The 18,009-nt window shown below is 36.2% G+C and carries 16 protein-coding genes; 3 read left to right on the plus strand and 13 right to left on the minus strand.

Features of this window, described 5'->3' with window-relative positions; genetic code table 11:
• The first annotated feature begins 20 nt into the window (after positions 1–20).
• Positions 21–1,199, plus strand: a complete 1,179-nt coding sequence (locus tag M2448_RS17755; RefSeq protein WP_280697195.1) for a restriction endonuclease subunit S — start codon at positions 21–23, stop codon at positions 1,197–1,199.
• Here the strand turns inward: M2448_RS17755 and M2448_RS17760 are convergent.
• The gene (locus tag M2448_RS17760) at positions 1,192–1,680 is read right to left on the minus strand and encodes a restriction endonuclease subunit S (RefSeq protein ID WP_280697197.1); all 489 of its coding nucleotides are present in this window, start codon (positions 1,678–1,680) and stop codon (positions 1,192–1,194) included. The two genes, M2448_RS17755 and M2448_RS17760, sit on opposite strands and share 8 nt — an antisense overlap.
• Here M2448_RS17760 and M2448_RS17765 point away from each other — a divergent pair.
• Positions 1,679–2,302, plus strand: a complete 624-nt coding sequence (locus tag M2448_RS17765) for a restriction endonuclease subunit S (protein WP_280697199.1) — start codon at positions 1,679–1,681, stop codon at positions 2,300–2,302. The two genes, M2448_RS17760 and M2448_RS17765, sit on opposite strands and share 2 nt — an antisense overlap.
• Here the strand turns inward: M2448_RS17765 and M2448_RS17770 are convergent.
• From M2448_RS17770 to M2448_RS17825, 12 genes are all read right to left on the minus strand, one after another.
• Positions 2,295–3,506 (minus strand): restriction endonuclease subunit S, encoded by a 1,212-nt coding sequence (locus M2448_RS17770; protein WP_280647482.1) that lies wholly within the window; start codon positions 3,504–3,506, stop codon positions 2,295–2,297. The two genes, M2448_RS17765 and M2448_RS17770, sit on opposite strands and share 8 nt — an antisense overlap.
• Before the next feature lie 56 nt (positions 3,507–3,562).
• Positions 3,563–5,188: a type I restriction-modification system subunit M gene (locus M2448_RS17775; RefSeq protein ID WP_280647483.1), complete on the minus strand. Its 1,626-nt coding sequence runs from the start codon at positions 5,186–5,188 to the stop codon at positions 3,563–3,565.
• A gap of 2 nt (positions 5,189–5,190) precedes the next feature.
• Complete coding sequence (locus tag M2448_RS17780; protein WP_280647484.1) at positions 5,191–6,183, minus strand: AAA family ATPase; 993 nt, start codon at positions 6,181–6,183, stop codon at positions 5,191–5,193.
• Between the two features lie 124 nt (positions 6,184–6,307).
• Positions 6,308–9,277 (minus strand): type I restriction endonuclease subunit R, encoded by a 2,970-nt coding sequence (locus M2448_RS17785; RefSeq protein ID WP_280647485.1) that lies wholly within the window; start codon positions 9,275–9,277, stop codon positions 6,308–6,310.
• Positions 9,278–9,544: 267 nt separating this feature from the next.
• Positions 9,545–10,015, minus strand: a complete 471-nt coding sequence (locus M2448_RS17790) for a hypothetical protein (RefSeq protein WP_280647486.1) — start codon at positions 10,013–10,015, stop codon at positions 9,545–9,547.
• A gap of 49 nt (positions 10,016–10,064) precedes the next feature.
• Entirely contained in the window at positions 10,065–11,003 is a 939-nt protein-coding gene (locus tag M2448_RS17795; RefSeq protein WP_280647487.1) for a relaxase/mobilization nuclease domain-containing protein, read from the minus strand.
• Positions 10,969–11,478, minus strand: a complete 510-nt coding sequence (locus M2448_RS17800; protein ID WP_280647488.1) for a hypothetical protein — start codon at positions 11,476–11,478, stop codon at positions 10,969–10,971. The genes M2448_RS17795 and M2448_RS17800 overlap by 35 nt, the downstream gene beginning before the upstream one ends.
• 81 nt (positions 11,479–11,559) lie before the next feature.
• Positions 11,560–11,997, minus strand: coding sequence for a DUF3408 domain-containing protein (locus M2448_RS17805; protein WP_280647489.1), 438 nt, complete (start codon positions 11,995–11,997; stop codon positions 11,560–11,562).
• A 27-nt stretch (positions 11,998–12,024) separates the two neighbouring features.
• Positions 12,025–12,375: a helix-turn-helix domain-containing protein gene (locus tag M2448_RS17810; protein WP_280647490.1), complete on the minus strand. Its 351-nt coding sequence runs from the start codon at positions 12,373–12,375 to the stop codon at positions 12,025–12,027.
• A gap of 227 nt (positions 12,376–12,602) precedes the next feature.
• Positions 12,603–14,072: a hypothetical protein gene (locus M2448_RS17815; protein WP_280647491.1), complete on the minus strand. Its 1,470-nt coding sequence runs from the start codon at positions 14,070–14,072 to the stop codon at positions 12,603–12,605.
• The gene (locus M2448_RS17820) at positions 14,053–15,486 is read right to left on the minus strand and encodes an RNA-binding domain-containing protein (protein WP_280647492.1); all 1,434 of its coding nucleotides are present in this window, start codon (positions 15,484–15,486) and stop codon (positions 14,053–14,055) included. Before M2448_RS17820 ends, M2448_RS17815 begins: the two co-directional genes overlap by 20 nt.
• 38 nt (positions 15,487–15,524) lie before the next feature.
• Positions 15,525–16,757 (minus strand): site-specific integrase, encoded by a 1,233-nt coding sequence (locus tag M2448_RS17825; RefSeq protein WP_280647493.1) that lies wholly within the window; start codon positions 16,755–16,757, stop codon positions 15,525–15,527.
• Positions 16,758–17,287: 530 nt separating this feature from the next.
• Between M2448_RS17825 and dapB the strand changes: the two genes are divergently transcribed.
• Positions 17,288–18,004 (plus strand): 4-hydroxy-tetrahydrodipicolinate reductase, encoded by a 717-nt coding sequence (dapB, locus tag M2448_RS17830; protein ID WP_280647494.1) that lies wholly within the window; start codon positions 17,288–17,290, stop codon positions 18,002–18,004.
• Positions 18,005–18,009: the final 5 nt, after the last annotated feature.

Below are 18,009 nucleotides of genomic sequence, written 5' to 3' on the forward strand. Positions count from 1 at the left end.
ATATCCTCAATTTTCCAAATTTGAGATTTCCGGAGTTTGAGGGGGAGTGGGAAGAGAAAAAACTCGGAGAAATCTGTAAGTTCGTAAGAGGCCCATTTGGAAGTGCTCTCAAAAAAGAGTTTTTCATTAATGACGGTTATGCAGTTTATGAACAATCTCATGCAATACACAATAACTTTGATTCTTTTAGATATTATATCTCAGAAGAAAAATTCAACAGTTTAAGGCGATTTTCTGTTGAACCCAAAGATATTATAATGAGTTGTTCTGGAACTATGGGAAAGTTTGCAATTATACCAGAGAAATCAAAAAAAGGTGTAATAAATCAAGCTCTTCTGAAATTAACCTCCAAAGAGAATTTCAATCATAAATTTATTAAGATTGCTTTAGAACTACCTCAGATCCAAAATAAACTTTTGTCTCAATCGGCAGGAGGTGCTATAAAAAATGTTGTGGGAATACCTCAACTAAAAGAAATAGGATTATATATTCCAAAACCAATAGAACAGAATAAAATAGCCTCTTTTTTATCTCTCATCGATCAGCGTATCGAAACCCAAAACAAAATAATTGAGAAATATGAGTCCCTAATTAAAGGGATTATGGATTTCCATTTTAAAAAATCTAGGCGTAATGTTTTTTTTATAAAAGAGTTAGGAGAATACTTTAATGTAATGAATCTTTCAAAAGGAGATTTATCTGATAACGGAAAGGAATGTATTCTATATGGAGAATTATTTACCACATATGGGTGTGTCATCAATGAAGTAAAAAGTAGAACAACAAAAGATAATTGTAAATTAACGCTTAGCTCAAGAAATGATTTATTATTTCCATCCTCTACGACCGTTGACGCATACTCTTTGATATCTCCATCAGCAATTCTTAAAGAAGACATTATTTTAGGGGGAGATATGTTTGGCATTCATATAAACGAGAATTTCAATAATGAGTATCTCAGCTATTTGTTTAATTATATATATAAACAAGAACTAGCAAAGTATGCTAAAGGTAGTACAATTATTCATTTACACTATAATGAAATTAGGAATGCAAAAATTGAAATCCCTTCATTAGAAGAACAAAGGAAAAGTGTGAAAGTACTAAGATTATTACAAGAGAAAATTATTATTGAAAAATGCTTGTTACAGACATCTGTGAAACAGAAAGAATATTTACTTCAACAAATGTTTATATGAAAAGGCTTTGAAGCAGGTAGTTCTTTTGTCTATAGAAATTTGCAAGGATACTTTTCTCAACAAGAATTTTCTGGTCAATAGAGGATAAAACATTAGCAATTTTTTCTTGTTTCGTAAACTCAGGGCAGTATATTAACTCATTTCCATAATCCTTAAAATAGATGTGTGGAATCCCAGACCCAACTTTATATCTTTCAAAATTAAGACTTTGCATATAGTAGTAGATATACTTCAGGCATATCTTATTTTTTGCCATAAGATAGTTTAGAGTTCCAATGACGGAGTATTTATCAGAAGCATATTGCAGCTTTCCGACATTTGATCCATCTTTTATTATTAAAATTGAATCTCCATTTACATGGTGTTGAGAGAAATGAGCGAAAATCCCAGCTGCTCCATAAACTGGATATATACCTTCGTTTGCCAAGACTTCACTTTCTGTTAGAGCAGATGAATGACAGGTAAGGCAGTCTTTTAACATGACATCTTTCTCTTTGTCCCTGAAAAGAGAATCTATAATCCCTTTAATTAAGGATCCTTTATCCTTTGGGAGTACGATACGGAACAAAATATTTGAAAAAATAAGAAAATCAGATTTCAAAAAGTTAGAGATTAGAGATTTGCTTGAACATGAGCAACCCACTAAGTATATAGTTGAGAATGTAGACTATTCAGAAAATCCAACATTAATTCCAGTTCTTACTGCAAATAAAGCATTTGTTTTGGGATATACTGATGAACAATATGGAGTTTATGACAAAGGAGATTGTATTATTTTTGATGATTTTACAATGGATATGAAGTATGTTAAGTTCTCTTTTAAGGTAAAATCCTCGGCAATAAAAATTTTGACACCAAAACCTGAAATTAATTTGAGATATATGTTTGAATATTTTTCTTATCTAAGTTTATCATCTAATGAGCACAAACGTCATTACATTTCGGAAGTAGAAGATATAAAAGTTTCTGTTCCCGATGTTGAGAAACAGAATTCAATAGCAAGACTGTTACTTGCATTTGATCGTAAAATAGAAGTAGAAAGTTCTCTTTGTATTTTGTTATGCAACCAAAAGAAATATCTTCTCCGAGAAATGTTTATATAAACATTTCTCGGAGAAAGTACGCTTTCTCTTTTAGCAAGCAAGATAGCATTTTTTCTTCAATAGTTATCTTTCGGTCAAGAGTATAAAGAGGTTTTACAATATAAGATTGCTCTTCAATTGTAGATAATGGTATTTCTAAATTCAATAGTGTTGATTCGTGTACTCGCTTACTTCCAGAGCCAATAGCCAGCTTTTCTATTTGTTTATAAATGTATTCTCGTCCTAAATAATACATAAGATACAATGGATTTATCTTTGTTTCATCAACATCTAAGGAAGGAACATCTCCAGAAGACAAATAGCCATCCAACTCATCTGGAATTATTGCAAAAGCTCCATTGAACAAATTTTGTTTCCCATAAATAAACTGGCTTTTTTTTCGTATATAATAATTTGTTGCTCCTATTGATAATGTCTCTGTATTATCATTCTTGGCGACACCTTTCAAATGAAGTTTGACAGTAAGCAATTTATTCTTATCTATATATGTAGGTTTTATTCTCTCAGGAATGGTTAATACATGGCTTAGTCTTGTCATTTTCCAATTAGAGATTTTTTTGATATAAAGTTCCTTGTTGAATAACTTTTCACCAATCGTACTCTTTAACAACTTCAAATCTTCAATTATTTTGCTTTGGGTTTCAATACGTTGGTCGATGAGTGAGAGAAACTCTCCTATTTCTTCTTGTTCTTCGCTAACAGGCGAATATAGTATTGTATTTCTTATTGACTTGAGAGATAGATTCTTAATTGTAGATCCAGTAAGTTCTGAGGTAAAATAGTTGCTAATTCTATTTGTACTTAATTGATAAAAAGTAAATAGCCTGTTTTGAGTTTTTTGAGGATTTATATAACAAGCACTTTTTCCTAACATGACAGGTTCACCATTATATAGTGCCAGATTTCCTATTGTGCCATTTATAGAAATTAGAATAGTATTTTCCACCAAAGTATGTGCATTGTATTTTTCAGCTTCAGTTTTAGTTATTCTTTTTGTTGACTCTGAAATTATAATTTTACCTTTTACAAAATTATTCCCGTTAATGAAGAAGTAATCTCCTGTATCATCATATTTTGGCGTAGAGTGAATACCATCCCCTATTTTATCACAAGAATCATCCAAACGTATCTCTTCCCACTCCCCCTCAAACTCCGGAAATCTCAAATTTGGAAAATTGCCCTTTATTTTCTTTTCTTCTGTCATCTCAGTCATTTTTATTCTTAATCTATCGCATTAAGGATTTGTAAAAAGCAAAAAAATTAAAATACTAAACCCAACTCTTTTAAATACACTTCTATTTCTTTGTCTAACTCTGCTCTTTTGGCTTCAAGCTCTTTGATTTCCTCCATCACAGCATGAATGTCGACAGGCTCCTCCTCAACAAATGTACTGACATATCGGGAAATATTAAGGTTATAGCCATTTTGTTCAATTTCACTCAATGGAACTCGGCGAGAATAACGTTCTTCTTCTTTGCGAAATTGATATGTGTCTATAATTTTTTCTATATCATTAGGAGCACCATCTTCTCCTTCTCGTAAACGATTCTGGCGTTTGTCTTTTTTATAGCATTCACTTGCATTTATGAAAAGAACATCATCGAACCGTTTGCACTTTTTTAATACCAAAATACAGACTGGAATACCTGTGGAAAAAAACAAATTAGAAGGTAATCCGATTACAGTATCAATATTATTGTCTTTCAAAAACTTAGTACGGATTCGCTCTTCTGCTCCACTACGGAATAAAACTCCGTGAGGAAGTATAATCGCCATTGTTCCTTCGTTGGATAGAAAGTGAAAACCATGCAATAGAAATGCGAAATCAGCCGCAGACTTAGGAGCTAAGCCATGACTTTTGAAACGAAAATCTTCGGCTATTGTATCATTAGGTTCCCAGCGCAAACTAAAAGGAGGATTGGCGACGATACCGTCAAATTCCATTTTCTTTGCGGGATTCATTTCGTTTAGTATGTTCCAATCGTTTGACAGTGTATCTCCATGATGAATTTCAAATTCCGTATCTTTCAGTCCGTGTAATAACATATTCATACGAGCAAGATTGTAGGTAGTGATATTTTTCTCTTGTCCGTATATTTTGCCAATACTACCTCCACTTTCTTCTAATTGTCGACGGACATTTAATAGCAAAGAACCTGAACCACAGGCGAAATCCAAGACTTTATTCAATTTGCCTTTCTCGCCAAGTTCAGGGTTTTGACTATCCAAGATAACAATTTTAGAAAGGATTGTAGATATTTGCTGTGGGGTATAAAATTCGCCGGCTTTCTTGCCTGAACCTGCTGCAAATTGGCTGATGAGATATTCGTAGGCATCGCCCAATATATCCGTATCAGTGGAAAAGGAGGCTATACCTTCTGCTATTTTTTGGATAATGGTACAAAGTTTTTTGTTCCTTTCTGTAGCCGTCTTGCCTAACTTATCGGAGTTTAGATTGATTTCGGAAAACAATCCCTGAAATGTACTTTCAAAAGACTCGTTTTCTATGTATCGAAAACCTTCTTCAAGAGTTACTAAGAGTTCGTCATTTTGCGTGCGAGCCAATTCAGCAATATTACTCCACAAATGCTGCGGTTTTATAACATAATGAACTTTTCGGCGCATTTGTTTTTCAAAATCAGGCACATCGGATTCGTTTGCTTTATACCATAACCCCAAAGCGGTATGTTTATCATCATCTTCTAATTGAGGATAATCTTTCCCCAATTCTTTCTTCGCAGCTTCTTCGTAGTTGTCAGACAAATAGCGAAGAAAAAGAAATGAAAGCATATAATCCCGGAAATCATCCGCATTCATTGCTCCTCGTAGTTGGTCTGCTATATCCCAAAGGGTTTTCCCCAATTGCTTTTGATCTTGTATTGTCATAATTATTTTGCTTCTTTAACAAGTAGTTCCGGTAAATAAAAATCATATCTTCGAAGAAACTCTTGTAATATATTTTTGAAAAGTTCCTTATTATCCGCTCCCATTTCTATCGGTTCATATATAGAGTATTTCCCATGACTCAACAAATTTAAAGCACGAGCGTATAGTGTTTCATCATTTACTCCATAAATACACTTAGAAAAATCATCAAATCCAAAAAATGTTGCTGTTTTTTCTAGGATACTACGTAACATATTAAAATGATAGGTGCTAATATTATTAGAATCTGCCGCTTGTTTTAACTCGCTCAGTAATGCGACATGGTGAAAAAAGGGAGTATCATCAGTTACTCGTAAGGTGTGCCCATCAGTTCCATTCTTGTGTAAAAAGTAACGCTTATGGTTATACTTCTTCAATTCGTTGCACATTACATTAAAAAACAGATTGTGATGAGAAGAAAGAACGACTTTTAATCTGCCTGCTCCTCTCTTTAATACTTTTGCTAAATCGCTTGCCACAGCAATTGCATTATTATCATCTAAAGAGGATATTGGGTCATCTATATAAATGTATTTAACCCAATTATAGGCTTCAGCGTTGTCAATAGTTAACTCACAAATTGCAAGAAAAATGCACCATATGAATATATTCTCTTCTCCACGAGATATTTTAATATTATTCTGAATAACATACTCTGGTTCTTCTTTATTTGGTCTGTATTTGGGGTTCTTTACCTCTTTACTGAATACGACTTCCCATTTTTCATAATCAATTTTAAAATCAAACTCAACATACCGTTCCAAGTAAGCAAAAATCTTTTCTTCCAAAGCCAGCTCTCTAAAACCATTGAAGAAATTTGATTTCGTATTTATTTTGAGAATCCGTTCTGTATCATTGTCCAAATCGTTATCCCAACTAAAAAGGTCTTCAGTAAAAGCATTGAAATAAAGTGTATCGGAATTACCTCGCTGTCTGCCTTTATCTTTGAATGCCATCGAGATTCGGGTTTTTCCAGTTCCATTATAGGCATATAGCAGTACAAAATCCGAATTGTTCAGATCATCGCGCAATCTAGTTACAAGGTGCGACAAAGTTTTAAAATTGTGTATTTTAACTTGATTACCCATAAGCTGCTAAGCCTGATATTTCACGTCCTTGAACTTGTTTTTTTAGGTGGGGAACTAAGTCTTCCATCAAGGCAAGTTCTTTTACCCGTCGTTCTTTCCAGCTTAATTCCAACGGCTCTAACAAATCTGTTAGTTTTTCTCCATCAAAAATCATTCGGTTAGTTATCTGATCCGTGAAACTCTTTAACATCACTACTGGGATCCCGTGTTTATGGGCTATGGTCACTAATTCTTTGTTATTTTTTTCTATCTTGAACGTTTCATAACCTTCTCGCAGCATATTCACATCCTGACCACTATCCCAGTCCAAACTGTTGATATAATCAGTTAGATCTTCTTGCTCATCCATCAAATTTGAACTAGAAGTAAGCAAACTGATTATCTGCAATTTTGTCATTTTTTGTTTAGTAGGTTTCTTTTGGGTACTATCTGCTATCAATTCCATAATGTAATCATAATCGATTAAAGCAGAAGCAAAAAGGACAAACTCGAAATCAAGTTGTTGTACTTCAACTGGAGCTTGATCGCCTTCTTTTTGTTGTATTTCTCTGAATTGTTTAGCCGTTTCTATATAAGAACTCCTGAATGAGCGCAAAGTTTCTTCTGGTAGTATTGCCTCAATTTGGGCTTGCTGATCCTCATCTATATCTGTATATTGATCAAGCTGGGTTTTTAATCGCTGTACCTCTTTGAAATTTTTGACAAATGCTATACGAGCCGCATCTCCTTTCAGATTATAGACAGCATCAGGTTCACAGACCAAATCGTTTTTCTCCATAAAATCACCTAACTTAGCTACTGCTTCTTTGTATTTTTCTATTACTACCGGGGCAGAATCAACTAACCATATTTTTCGTGCTTCATCATCATCTTTTTCTCCGGAGAATAGAGCAATAGCCGTATTCACAGCTTCCTGTTGGTGGCGGAAGTCTAAGATATTCCCATACGGTTTGGTATCGTTAAGTACACGGTTAGTACGAGAAAAGGCTTGTATTAATCCATGATATTTCAAGTTTTTATCCACATAGAGTGTATTGAGATATTTGGAGTCAAAGCCTGTGAGCAGCATATCAACCACAATTGTTATGTCGATTTTGTTCTCATGCGGATAATCAGCATTGCTATATTTGTGGTCTTTTATACGCTTTTGTACGTCTTGATAATACAAATCAAATTCATTAATGCTGTGATTTGTTTTGTATTGCCGATTATAATCATTAATGATAGTTTTTAATGCTGCTTTCTTCTCATCTGGGTTATGCTTATTGTCTTCTTTTTCTTGTTCTAAGTCTTCTTGAATTTGTTGAATATCCTTATTCCCTTCAGCAGGAGGAGAGAAAACACAAGCTATATTGACTGGAACATAATTCGGATTTTCAGTTTTCTTCTGTATCTGAATTTCTTTGAAGAGACGGTAATATTCTATTGCATTATTGATGGAAGCGGTTGCCAAAACAGCATTAAAACGTTTTGAACTGGTGGCAGCATTGTGCTTGTCAAGAATAGCTTCAACCACGGCTTGTTGAGCAATCGCTTCTCCGGGTTTGGCCTGAACATTACCTTGCCCTTTGAAATAATCGACATGGAAACGCAATACATTTTTATCATCTATTGCATGTGTTATAGTATAAGCGTGCAATTGTTTTTCGAAAATATCATCGGTGGTTTTGTAAGAAGCCTGTTCGCCTTCACGGATATTATAGGTAGCATTGTCATCAAAAATAGGGGTGCCGGTAAATCCGAAGAGCTGTGCATTCGGAAAGAACTCTTTAATCGCTCTATGATTATCTCCAAACTGTGAACGGTGGCATTCGTCAAAAATGAAAACGACTCTCTTTTTACTCAAAGGCTCTAATCGTTCTTTATAATTCCTCCTGTTATTTTCGTCTAATGCCAATCCTAACTTCTGAATAGTAGTAACGATTACCTTATCGGCATAATCAGTAGAAAGCAATCGTCTTACAAGCGTTTCGGTATTTGTATTTTCCTCTACGCTACCTTCTTGAAATTTATTGAACTCTTCACGGGTTTGTCTATCCAAGTCTTTGCGGTCAACTACAAAAAGACATTTTTCAATATCAGGATTGTCTTTTAACAGCGTAGAAGCTTTGAAAGAAGTTAGAGTTTTACCACTTCCGGTAGTGTGCCAGATATAGCCGTTTCCTCTATTTTGGTGAATACAGTCCACAATAGCTTTTACAGCATAAATTTGATATGGACGCATTATCAACAGTTTTTGCTCACTTTCGATAAGAACCATGTATTTGCTAATTAATTCTCCCAATGTGCATTTGGGAAGGAATTTCTCAGCGAAAGAATCTATATGTGTGATTTTTTTATTTTGTTCATCAGCGTATTGATAAACAGGCAGGAACTGTTCATCTGCATCGAAACTAAAGTGCTGAATCTTGTTGTTGGCAAAGTAAAGGGTGTTGCTTCTATTGCTTACAATAAACAACTGCATAAAACACATCAATGAATTTGTATAGCCATTGCCAGGTTCATTCTTATAATCAACAATTTGCTGCATGGCTTTACGTGGCTGAACCTCTAATGTCTTTAGTTCCACTTGAACAACGGGAATCCCATTGATTAGGATTATGACATCATATCTCTGGTTGCTGTTGTCCGTATTAATTTTCAACTGGTTAATTACTTCATATTCATTTTTACACCAGTCTTTGATATTTACCAAAGTATAATGTAAGGGGGTGCCATCTTCACGTTGAAAGTAATTTCGAGTACGTAGTAGTTTTGAAGCGGCAAAAACATCAGGGTTTATAATGTCTGCTTTAAGGCGTTCAAATTCACTCTCCGTCAAATTTACCCGATTAAGAGCTTCAAATTTCTCGCGGAAATTTTTATCAAGAGTTTTTTTATCACGAATATCTTCGCGATAGGTATATTTGAGCTCTTTGAGCTTTTTTATAAATTGTTCTTCTATTTGGGCTTCTCTAATCATAAGGTATCTCCCATTGGTGTTAAAATATAATAAAGCAAAGATACCAAATATTTAAGAAATTACTTTAACAGTCTCGCAAAAGCTTATTTTCTATCTTACATCTGATATACACCTTTTATATATTGAGCCAAATAAGCAAGACTTTCGGCAAAAATACGCTTCGAGGTACAAGAAGGAAGATTTTTGCAGCGAAACAACGCTTGGTCTTATGTTTTGGATCGGAATATATCTTTGTATAGAAGATGAAAGAGCGAAACAACACTCACACTATTTCCTTTTTCTCTTATCTACCACCGAAACAATCTTAACTTTCAGACTATCATTCTCCGTCTGCAACTCTCTGACAATTGTGCTTTGCCTGTAATAGTTATTCTGATAGATAAGGGAATCACTGTACAATTTCATGCTGAATATGGTAAGGATAAATATCAATATACCGAGTATGGCAAATATTAGATATGCTTTCCTCGCTTTCATAAAACCCGAATCTGTCGGATTTAAGGGTGGGGCTTGTATATTCTCAATCATTTCCTTTATTTCTGACACACCTTTGTTCAGAATATCCATTTCTTTGCGATTCGTCGCAAAATGCGATTTATTAGATTCAGCGTATTCCTCGATAGCAGCGATAATATCTTCATTCTTTACAGAAGATAGATTACCCAATACTTTATTTATTTTCCCGTCTATTTCAGAGATTTTCTCCCAAATAGATTCGTTTAATACTGATTTTGCCATGTTGTTATGCTTTAAATTTTATAAGTTTATATTTTTCATTTTTAGAATCTTATAATCCGCCCCCCCTGCGCTTCTTCTTTTTCTTGCGCTTCTGTTCTTCGTACTCCATTCGCTCCCTGAACGCATTTTCCTGGAAGTCCTCTCCACTTCCCGTCTCAATAAACGATGCGCCCGCCAGACCGTCTATAACCGATTCCACAATAGAAGCCCCTTTCTGTTCGGGCTGTACCTGCCTTGCCGATTGGCTGTTGTTGTCCAGCCTGTTCTTTTCGATTAGTTGGTTATTCAACTTCGAATAGCTGAAACTTCTGTCTACATCCGAGCCTTTGAAGGAATGTTGGCCTTTCTTGAAAGATATACCCTGTATCTCATTGGTCTGCCCTTTGTGCTTATAGGCAATGCTTATTCCCTGTATATTCAGAATATGCTCGAATTGTTGCCAATTCCTTGCCATAGACAAAGATGTTTTGATGGCCTTGTAGATTTCATACTTGGTTTGCTCCGCTCCCTTTAGCTTTTGGATATTAGTTCGGTCTTTTCCTTGCCCGTAAGTTAGCCTGTATTTATCTTTGATTTGTTTACAGATTTTCTCGTTCCGGTAACGGTCGTTTTTGTCGGATATGGTTTTTCCTTCGTTATCTATCCGATTAAATACGATATGGCAATGCGGATTATCCGTATTGTTATGCCGGATAACTATAAACTGTGTATTCTCTATTTTCATAGCCTGCATATATTCCTTTGCTAATTGTACCATCATTTTATTAGTTAATAGACTTGTGTCCTCTTTGGAATAACTAAGAGAAATATGTCCTACGCACTTCGCCAGATTCGGGTTCATCAGGCTTTGCATATAAAAGCTGTTGGTAATGGATTTTGTGTCGGTTGTCAGTACCCCTTCACTCAACAGCAGTTCTGCATCTTTTGGATTTAACACATAAGAGATACATCCTTTAAAGCTTTTTCCTTTTACTATTTTTCCAATCATCGGACAGTTTTTTTATGATGTTTTTAATGTCTTGAAGTATATCTACTGCTGCATTTTCGAGTTTTTCCATATTTGCAAAGCGTGCGGTCTTCACAAATTGATTGAGATTATTTCCCATATTCGCCAGTCCTTTCAGCATTTCCATATCTTCTTTTTTGATAGGTTCTTTTACCTCAGCGTTCAGAATCGCGTCATGACAATAGATACTTACCGGGAGATTTGCCTGTTTAGCCCGGTGCTTTATCGCATAGAGCTCCGGCTCGGAAAAGCAGACGCCGATGGTCTTGCTCTTCCGAACGGTAGAACTCTTTTTAGGGCGTCCTCCTTTCTTCTTATTATCTGATTTATTCTGATTCAATCGCTTATAACAATAGCAGTTTCTATATCCTATTCTTTCCTCAAAATTGCCGACCAACGGGAGCAATTTTTCCTTTGGCTTATCGCCAAAGCGAGGGTTTTCATGCAATGAAAACATAACCTCGCTCCGCTGACATCGCAAAAGGGTGCTTTATATACCCGAAGGTCTACATACTCAGCAAAGTGTACTCATTGCTTTTTACAGCTTTTTCCAATTCTCGATGTCTTCGCTGTACTCTTCCAAATGGTGGATAACCAAATTTTCGATAAAGCCCGAAACACTCGACTTCTCAGTGCCGAACCGACGGACTATGCTGACTATACGTTCCCGAAGCTCATTGCTGATAAAGACTGTTTTGCGGTCGCTTATCTTGGGGACGGACAGAAAGGTCTGCTGGTAGTCCAATAGATTGGCTCTACGCTGTTTGCTGGATAGCGGCTTCTTAGTCGGCTGACTTGGCAGATTGTCCTCGATAGGTTCAGTGGCAATAGTATTCTCCGCACCTGCTTCTTCATCATTGGGCTCACTCGGTGCATCCGGTTGGGATTGTTCACTTACCTTAGATTTCTTATTTCCTATGAAATCCTCAATATTGAATTGTTCCGATTCTTTTGTATTATTAATTTTCTTCGACATAGCAAAATATGTTTTAAAGGCTTATACTTATTTGCGTGATTTCTTCCGTGCACTTTCGGCTATGGCTAAAAGTGTTTCATTCTTATTGGAAGACGCAACGGTTTGTTGTTCTACCCATTTCAGCAGTTCATGGCGCGAGAAGATAATCCTGCGCCCGAAATAACGGAATGGTAAGAGCTTGTCCGCCGTCATCTTATACAGCTTCGATTTACTCAGCTTGTAGCCGTTTTCTAAGAGGAAGGACAGGGCTTGTTCTACCGAATAGGTGTCCGGTATCTTTGGGGGCTTGTCTTTCTTTTTATCAGGAAGGACTTTCTTGATAGCATTCTGAACAATCTCGTCCAATTGTTCGGGAGTCGTCAAAATAAATTCTTTCATACAATAACCTGATTAAACATGAATACCTGCGGGCGTCCCCGCTTAACTCACCTAAGTGTACAGGCAAAGTTAAGTAGGCTTTGTGTGAGAAGTTTATGAATTAATCTGCCTGAACCGGGTATTTCCGAACTATTTATTCATAGCGTATCTATTTGATTATTATAGGCATAAAAAACACAGAGCCGATAAATGGATACCGGCTCTGTGAATTAATATGAATCAGGCGATTATTTTGATGTCCTTGCTTGGGATTCTTTGAAGATGTCTTCAACTATTTCGATAAAGGCACGGTGCTTATATGCTCCTTCTTTTTCGATGAACTGATTGGAATAGGAAGAATGCGACAGGTTGTATGTTTCTAAAAACGGAATTAGCCATTCTTTTTCATAGCGATGGAGGGACATATCAGAACGGTTCTTCCACAGCTGTTTGAGCAGAAAGTAGAAACGGCTGACATCCTTGACTTTAAAGCCGGGTATGGGTTCAATAGTATTGCGAAAGACATTCAGAAAATCGGGCAAACCTATATCTTCCCACAAAGCAGCGTTAAATTCTTCATAGACTTCAATTAAGAGAGAGGCGTCGAGCAGATAGTCTGCTTTCGGCTGTTTTACAGCTAACTCTTTTTCAGAAATGTTTTCTTCTTGCTGAGTTTCTATATGTTCAATCGCCGCTTCCGGTTTATTTTCATTACCGCTCTCTGCCTTATCTTTCTTCTTGGATAGAGAACTCTTTTTCTTGTTCGGGAGAGTACTATCAGCAGCGGTCTGTATTTGTTCGAGTTCTTTGAGCAGAAAGACGCTGCTTAACAAACGGATAAGATGTTCGAATCGGGGCAGTGCTGCCAGTTCCTGATAGCCGGATAAATCTTTCTTCTCGAACTCCCATTGAAAACGGGTATATGCCGGATAATCCAACCGTATATACCGGGCATATTCATCAGCATTCAGGTTTTCGAGCATATCGGATAAAACCGATCCGATAATGTATTCCCTGTCAATCAGGATATTGCCTTTCAGGTAATCGAAAACAAAATTACGGTCGCAAAATCCTGCGGACAAATCAGTTACTTCTTTCAGATGTAGGTCTTTCTGCTCCTGTAAATAACTATCGATTTTAGTATCAGAAAGAAAGCTCAACTGATTCTTTACGTCTTTTAGTTGCTGTTTCAGGTAGGGATTGAGAACCGATGGAACGAAATAGTATGTCTGCCACAGGATATACGGGTTTTGATTAAACCTATATTCGGCGATATTGGTCATTATATCTTCAAATCCTTTGTAGACAACAGGTCTTTCGTATTCATCCCTTGCTCTGAATATTTCATCCCGGATAAATTCATAGATACCGAAGGATAATGTTTCTAACTCTGTCGAAAAAGGATATTCTTTACGAATTTGTTTGAAGGCAGGGTTATGTACTGCTACTAAATCGCTGTTGGTCTGGCTGAGTTGGTAAAGCCGGTTTACTATACGAACAAAGTCTTCGTTGTAGTCTTGGGATTCTAAGTTTTGCAGAATCTCTGCTTTAAATGCTGATAAATCGGATAGATTATCGAAGTGGACATCTATTCTTCTTTCATCGGATAGACCTTCCGCCTCTGCTTTGATGTGGTATTTGAGCAGGGTATTGTAGGTTGTGAGAAGGGGGAGAAGGCTGTCCATTAATTCATTATGATTATATCCGTTTTTTTCCACTCTCGGTTGTGATATACTTTTGCATTTTGCTTGTTGGCTTGTCAGGGAGTGTCATATCTAGATACCCCTTTTGAATAAGAGGGAGTACATGCGTATTGAAATTTTTGGTCTGTGTACTAATTCCCAAATAATCCATTATTTCTTTTCTTGTTTTAGGCGTAATACAAAATTTCAAAATTTTACCATCATAGTTACCATCATAGTTACCATCATAGTTACCATCATAGTTACCGTTCTTTTTGTCCTCGTAAGGTATGGTCAGCTTGAATACATCCCCTTCTTCTATAATTGGAAGAGTCCCTTTTACATATATAGGGCAATATTTGAACATTTTATGTACACCGGAACCTAATTCTTCTGCCCAACCTAATTGTTTAAAGAAGTTTGCAATCGTAGGATTTTTAGGATGCGGTTTCAAATTATCAGGAGTAATACGTCCCATCATGTAAGGTCTGTTCCAGTTTTCAGTTACCACAACATCTTTATATATTGTTAGGGTTGCCGGAAATGGATTTGAATATTCCCGATGTACAAGAAAATTTGCAATGGCTTCTCTGAATATGACACCTCTTATACTCACTCTCTGAATGCCTTCCAAATAAAACCTGTCGGGAGTATGCTTATTGACAAAAGCCAATAAACGGGAATATGCACTAATTAGATTACATCGAATATCATCACGGTCATCATACCTTTCGGTATCCTCCTTACGGCATAAAGCATCCGTTTTGTAATGTGGACAAGCTGAAGCGATTGTATTTTCTTTTCCAAACATTAAAGCGGCAGACAAAGTATATCCTTCCTGTCCTGTATGAACATCCCGCAAATACATTCTGGCCGAACGAAGAATTTCTTCATTCGACATATTTTGCCAAGGATGATCCGGGCGTGTTATGCGAACTAACTTCCTGACTTCATCAAAACGTTCTGCTTCAAAATCCTCTATTCGTAAAAAAGGAAAAACCTTATTTTCTGTATATCCGTCTTGTTTACGTAAATACAGGTTTGTGATTAATTGCTGATTTGTTAATCGAAAATCTCCATCCTGATTCCTGTCATAAATAACCCCTTTACAAGAATGGGCCTGAGAACTCTCCGGTACATATACGTAAATGATTTTCTTCCCTTCAATTTCAATAACATCCGTACCGAGATAAAATGTAGGAGATATTAGTTGTGGGTTATTCATTCCTCTGGCCAAAGAATCTAACTGAGTTTGTATAGTATCTTCCTTGACTCCTTCTATTTGCCCGTTGTCTCTGACTCCTAACAATATATGTCCGCCTTTCCGGTTAAGAAAAGCACAGATAGTTTCAAAAATATTATGAGGTAAGAACTCATAGGATTTCTTGAACTCAATTTCAATCCCTTCTCCCTGAGCAATAATAGCTCTAATTTTCTGAATATCGGACATAAGTTTATATTTAGAGATAAAGATAGTGTTTTATAGATTTAATCTTCAAAATTAGTCAAAAATGCTGCATTTTTAATGCGTTCTTCTTTTTCAAAGGACGCTAAATAATTTTCTGTGGTTTTCAGGTCGCTATGTCCTAAACTCTCCGAGATATAAGCGATATTGGCTCCACTTCTTTTCAGAACGCTTGCATACGAATGCCTCGCTGTATATGTGCTCAGTCCTGATATTCCGATAGCTTCGCCTATTTTCTTTAGCCGTTTATTTATTCGATGGGTTACATCTTGTATTTTTCTTTTTTGTTCCAAAGGTGTCTCTTCTCCTGTCAGAAAGGGAAATATATAGTTATTGGGATTTTGGTCAGAATTTCCCCACTTGTCAATTATCAGGCGCATTTCAGGGGTTAGCAAAGCTTCAATCTCTTTCTTATCCTTTGTTGTATGAATAGTCTTTGAACGATAAAAATGTATTTCGTCCCCATCGACATTCGAAAATTTGAGTTTGAGTAGATCATTCACATTAATCCCATTGCATAAATAAGAGAAAAACCATAAGTCCCGATAACGCTCTGTAGCTTCAGAGCCATCTGTATATGTTATTATTTGCTTTATCTGATTCAGATTCAGAGCTAACTTACGACCTTTCCCCGATGGCACTTCATATTTACCTCTTCCAAAAGGATATTGGGCTTCTTTGATTATCCCAATAGATTTGGCATCATTAAATAATGCTCTGACACACCGGATATAAATTGAAATTGTTGTATAGCTTTTGCCCTCTTCCAACATGGCTTTTTCATATCGTTTCAACCAATCAATTGTTACGGACTCGAAGGGTAAATTGTTTCCCGCATATTTCTGCAAATAGTTATATGCGCATGTATATACATCTGAATTGCCAATTGAGCCGGACTCAATCAATCCTTTTATTTTTGTCTCGAATGCCATATTTAGTGTATCCCCAACATGCTTACCCAAGTATATATTTAAGGCATCGAAAGAGAAGTTCCCATTTTCTACCAATGTACGAACAGCATCTTCTACTTTATCAAATGAGTTTTTAATATCCGCTCGTATTGATATAAGTTTTTTACTTTTTGTTTCGGCTATAATCTCCCATTCATTCAATGATAATTCTTTACCGGTCGAATAATATTTCTGCTTCCTATTATATACAACCTGTACTTTTATTGGAAATAGTCCGGATTGTTTTGTTCGGCGAGTATCAAGTACAGTTAGCACAGATACTCCATCTTTAGTATATTTAAACATGCTTTTTTATATTATGTATGCAGAAAAGTGTACATGCAATTTGCATGCAAATATAGTGATTGTTTGAAACGGAACAAATTATAAAGACAAAAAAAATTGCTTATATATGCTGATTGTTAAATATATAGCATACGGAATGATGCTTTTTGAAAAGTAATGAAATGTCAAAAATTATGCTTTGGGAGCAGGGGGTCCCAGGTTTGAATCCTGGTATCCCGACGATTGAAAAAGAGACACTTACAGGAATGTAAGTGTTTTTTGTTTTTATAGGTGTGACGAATCCGTGACGTATCCTGATTTATCGACCTGATCATAAATTAAATAACCGAAATATTAACAAATTAAATACCGTAATTGCTTATATGCACTACGGGTTAATATTTAAATATTTAGAATCTCCACATGGTGATTTTTACAGATTCTTTCCAACTAATAAATAAGTATAGAGGATAAATAGCAGCAGAAGTCTTCTAAAAATAAGTTTTTGCGTATATTTGTAGCCTTTAGCGAATTATTAACTATCAAACAACATGAATATAGCACTTATAGGGTATGGAAAGATGGGGCATGAGATCGAAAAGATCGCTATTTCCAGAGGACATACCATCGTATCGATAATAGATGTAAACAATGCTGCTGACTTTGACTCACCTGCATTCAAAAGCGCAGATGTAGCCATCGAGTTCTCTACTCCCGAGAGCGCAATCAGCAACTATCGCAAATGCTTTGCCGCACATGTGCCCGTAGTAGCCGGCACAACCGGATGGCTCGAACACATGGATGAGGTGAAAAAAGCGTGCAGCGACGATAATCAGACATTCTTCTATGCATCTAACTACAGTCTGGGTGTAAATATCTTCTTCGTACTGAATAAATATCTGGCAAAAATAATGAATCAATATTCCGACTACGATGTAAAAATGGAGGAGATACATCACATCCACAAACTGGATGCCCCTAGTGGTACAGCTATCACACTGGCAGAAGGTATCATTGACAATGTAGACCGTAAAGAACGCTGGAATCTGGAAACAGAAGAAAAACCGTCCGATGTAGCAATACACTGCATACGTGAGGGTGAAGTGCCGGGAATACACGAGATCATATACGAGTCGGAGGCCGACATAATCAGTATCAAACACGATGCCAAAAGCCGTAAAGGGTTTGCATTGGGTGCAGTTGTTGCAGCCGAATTCACGTATGGCAAAAAAGGTTTTCTGGGAATGAATGATATGCTTAAATTTTAAACAAA

It is taken from the genome of Dysgonomonas sp. PF1-14 (assembly GCF_029892965.1).
Classification (GTDB): domain Bacteria; phylum Bacteroidota; class Bacteroidia; order Bacteroidales; family Dysgonomonadaceae; genus Dysgonomonas.

Coding starts and splice junctions, on each gene's coding strand:
- M2448_RS17790 (WP_280647486.1), bottom strand. CDS start 10,015: ATGGCAAAATCAGTATTAAACGAATCTATTTGGGAGAAAATCTCTGAA.
- M2448_RS17825 (WP_280647493.1), bottom strand. CDS start 16,757: ATGTTTAAATATACTAAAGATGGAGTATCTGTGCTAACTGTACTTGAT.
- M2448_RS17760 (WP_280697197.1), bottom strand. CDS start 1,680: ATGTTAAAAGACTGCCTTACCTGTCATTCATCTGCTCTAACAGAAAGT.
- M2448_RS17820 (WP_280647492.1), bottom strand. CDS start 15,486: ATGTCCGATATTCAGAAAATTAGAGCTATTATTGCTCAGGGAGAAGGG.
- M2448_RS17770 (WP_280647482.1), bottom strand. CDS start 3,506: ATGACAGAAGAAAAGAAAATAAAGGGCAATTTTCCAAATTTGAGATTT.
- M2448_RS17805 (WP_280647489.1), bottom strand. CDS start 11,997: ATGTCGAAGAAAATTAATAATACAAAAGAATCGGAACAATTCAATATT.
- M2448_RS17810 (WP_280647490.1), bottom strand. CDS start 12,375: ATGAAAGAATTTATTTTGACGACTCCCGAACAATTGGACGAGATTGTT.
- M2448_RS17765 (WP_280697199.1), top strand. CDS start 1,679: ATGACATCTTTCTCTTTGTCCCTGAAAAGAGAATCTATAATCCCTTTA.
- M2448_RS17775 (WP_280647483.1), bottom strand. CDS start 5,188: ATGACAATACAAGATCAAAAGCAATTGGGGAAAACCCTTTGGGATATA.
- M2448_RS17800 (WP_280647488.1), bottom strand. CDS start 11,478: ATGTTTTCATTGCATGAAAACCCTCGCTTTGGCGATAAGCCAAAGGAA.
- M2448_RS17780 (WP_280647484.1), bottom strand. CDS start 6,183: ATGGCATTCAAAGATAAAGGCAGACAGCGAGGTAATTCCGATACACTT.
- dapB (WP_280647494.1), top strand. CDS start 17,288: ATGAATATAGCACTTATAGGGTATGGAAAGATGGGGCATGAGATCGAA.
- M2448_RS17785 (WP_280647485.1), bottom strand. CDS start 9,277: ATGATTAGAGAAGCCCAAATAGAAGAACAATTTATAAAAAAGCTCAAA.
- M2448_RS17795 (WP_280647487.1), bottom strand. CDS start 11,003: ATGATTGGAAAAATAGTAAAAGGAAAAAGCTTTAAAGGATGTATCTCT.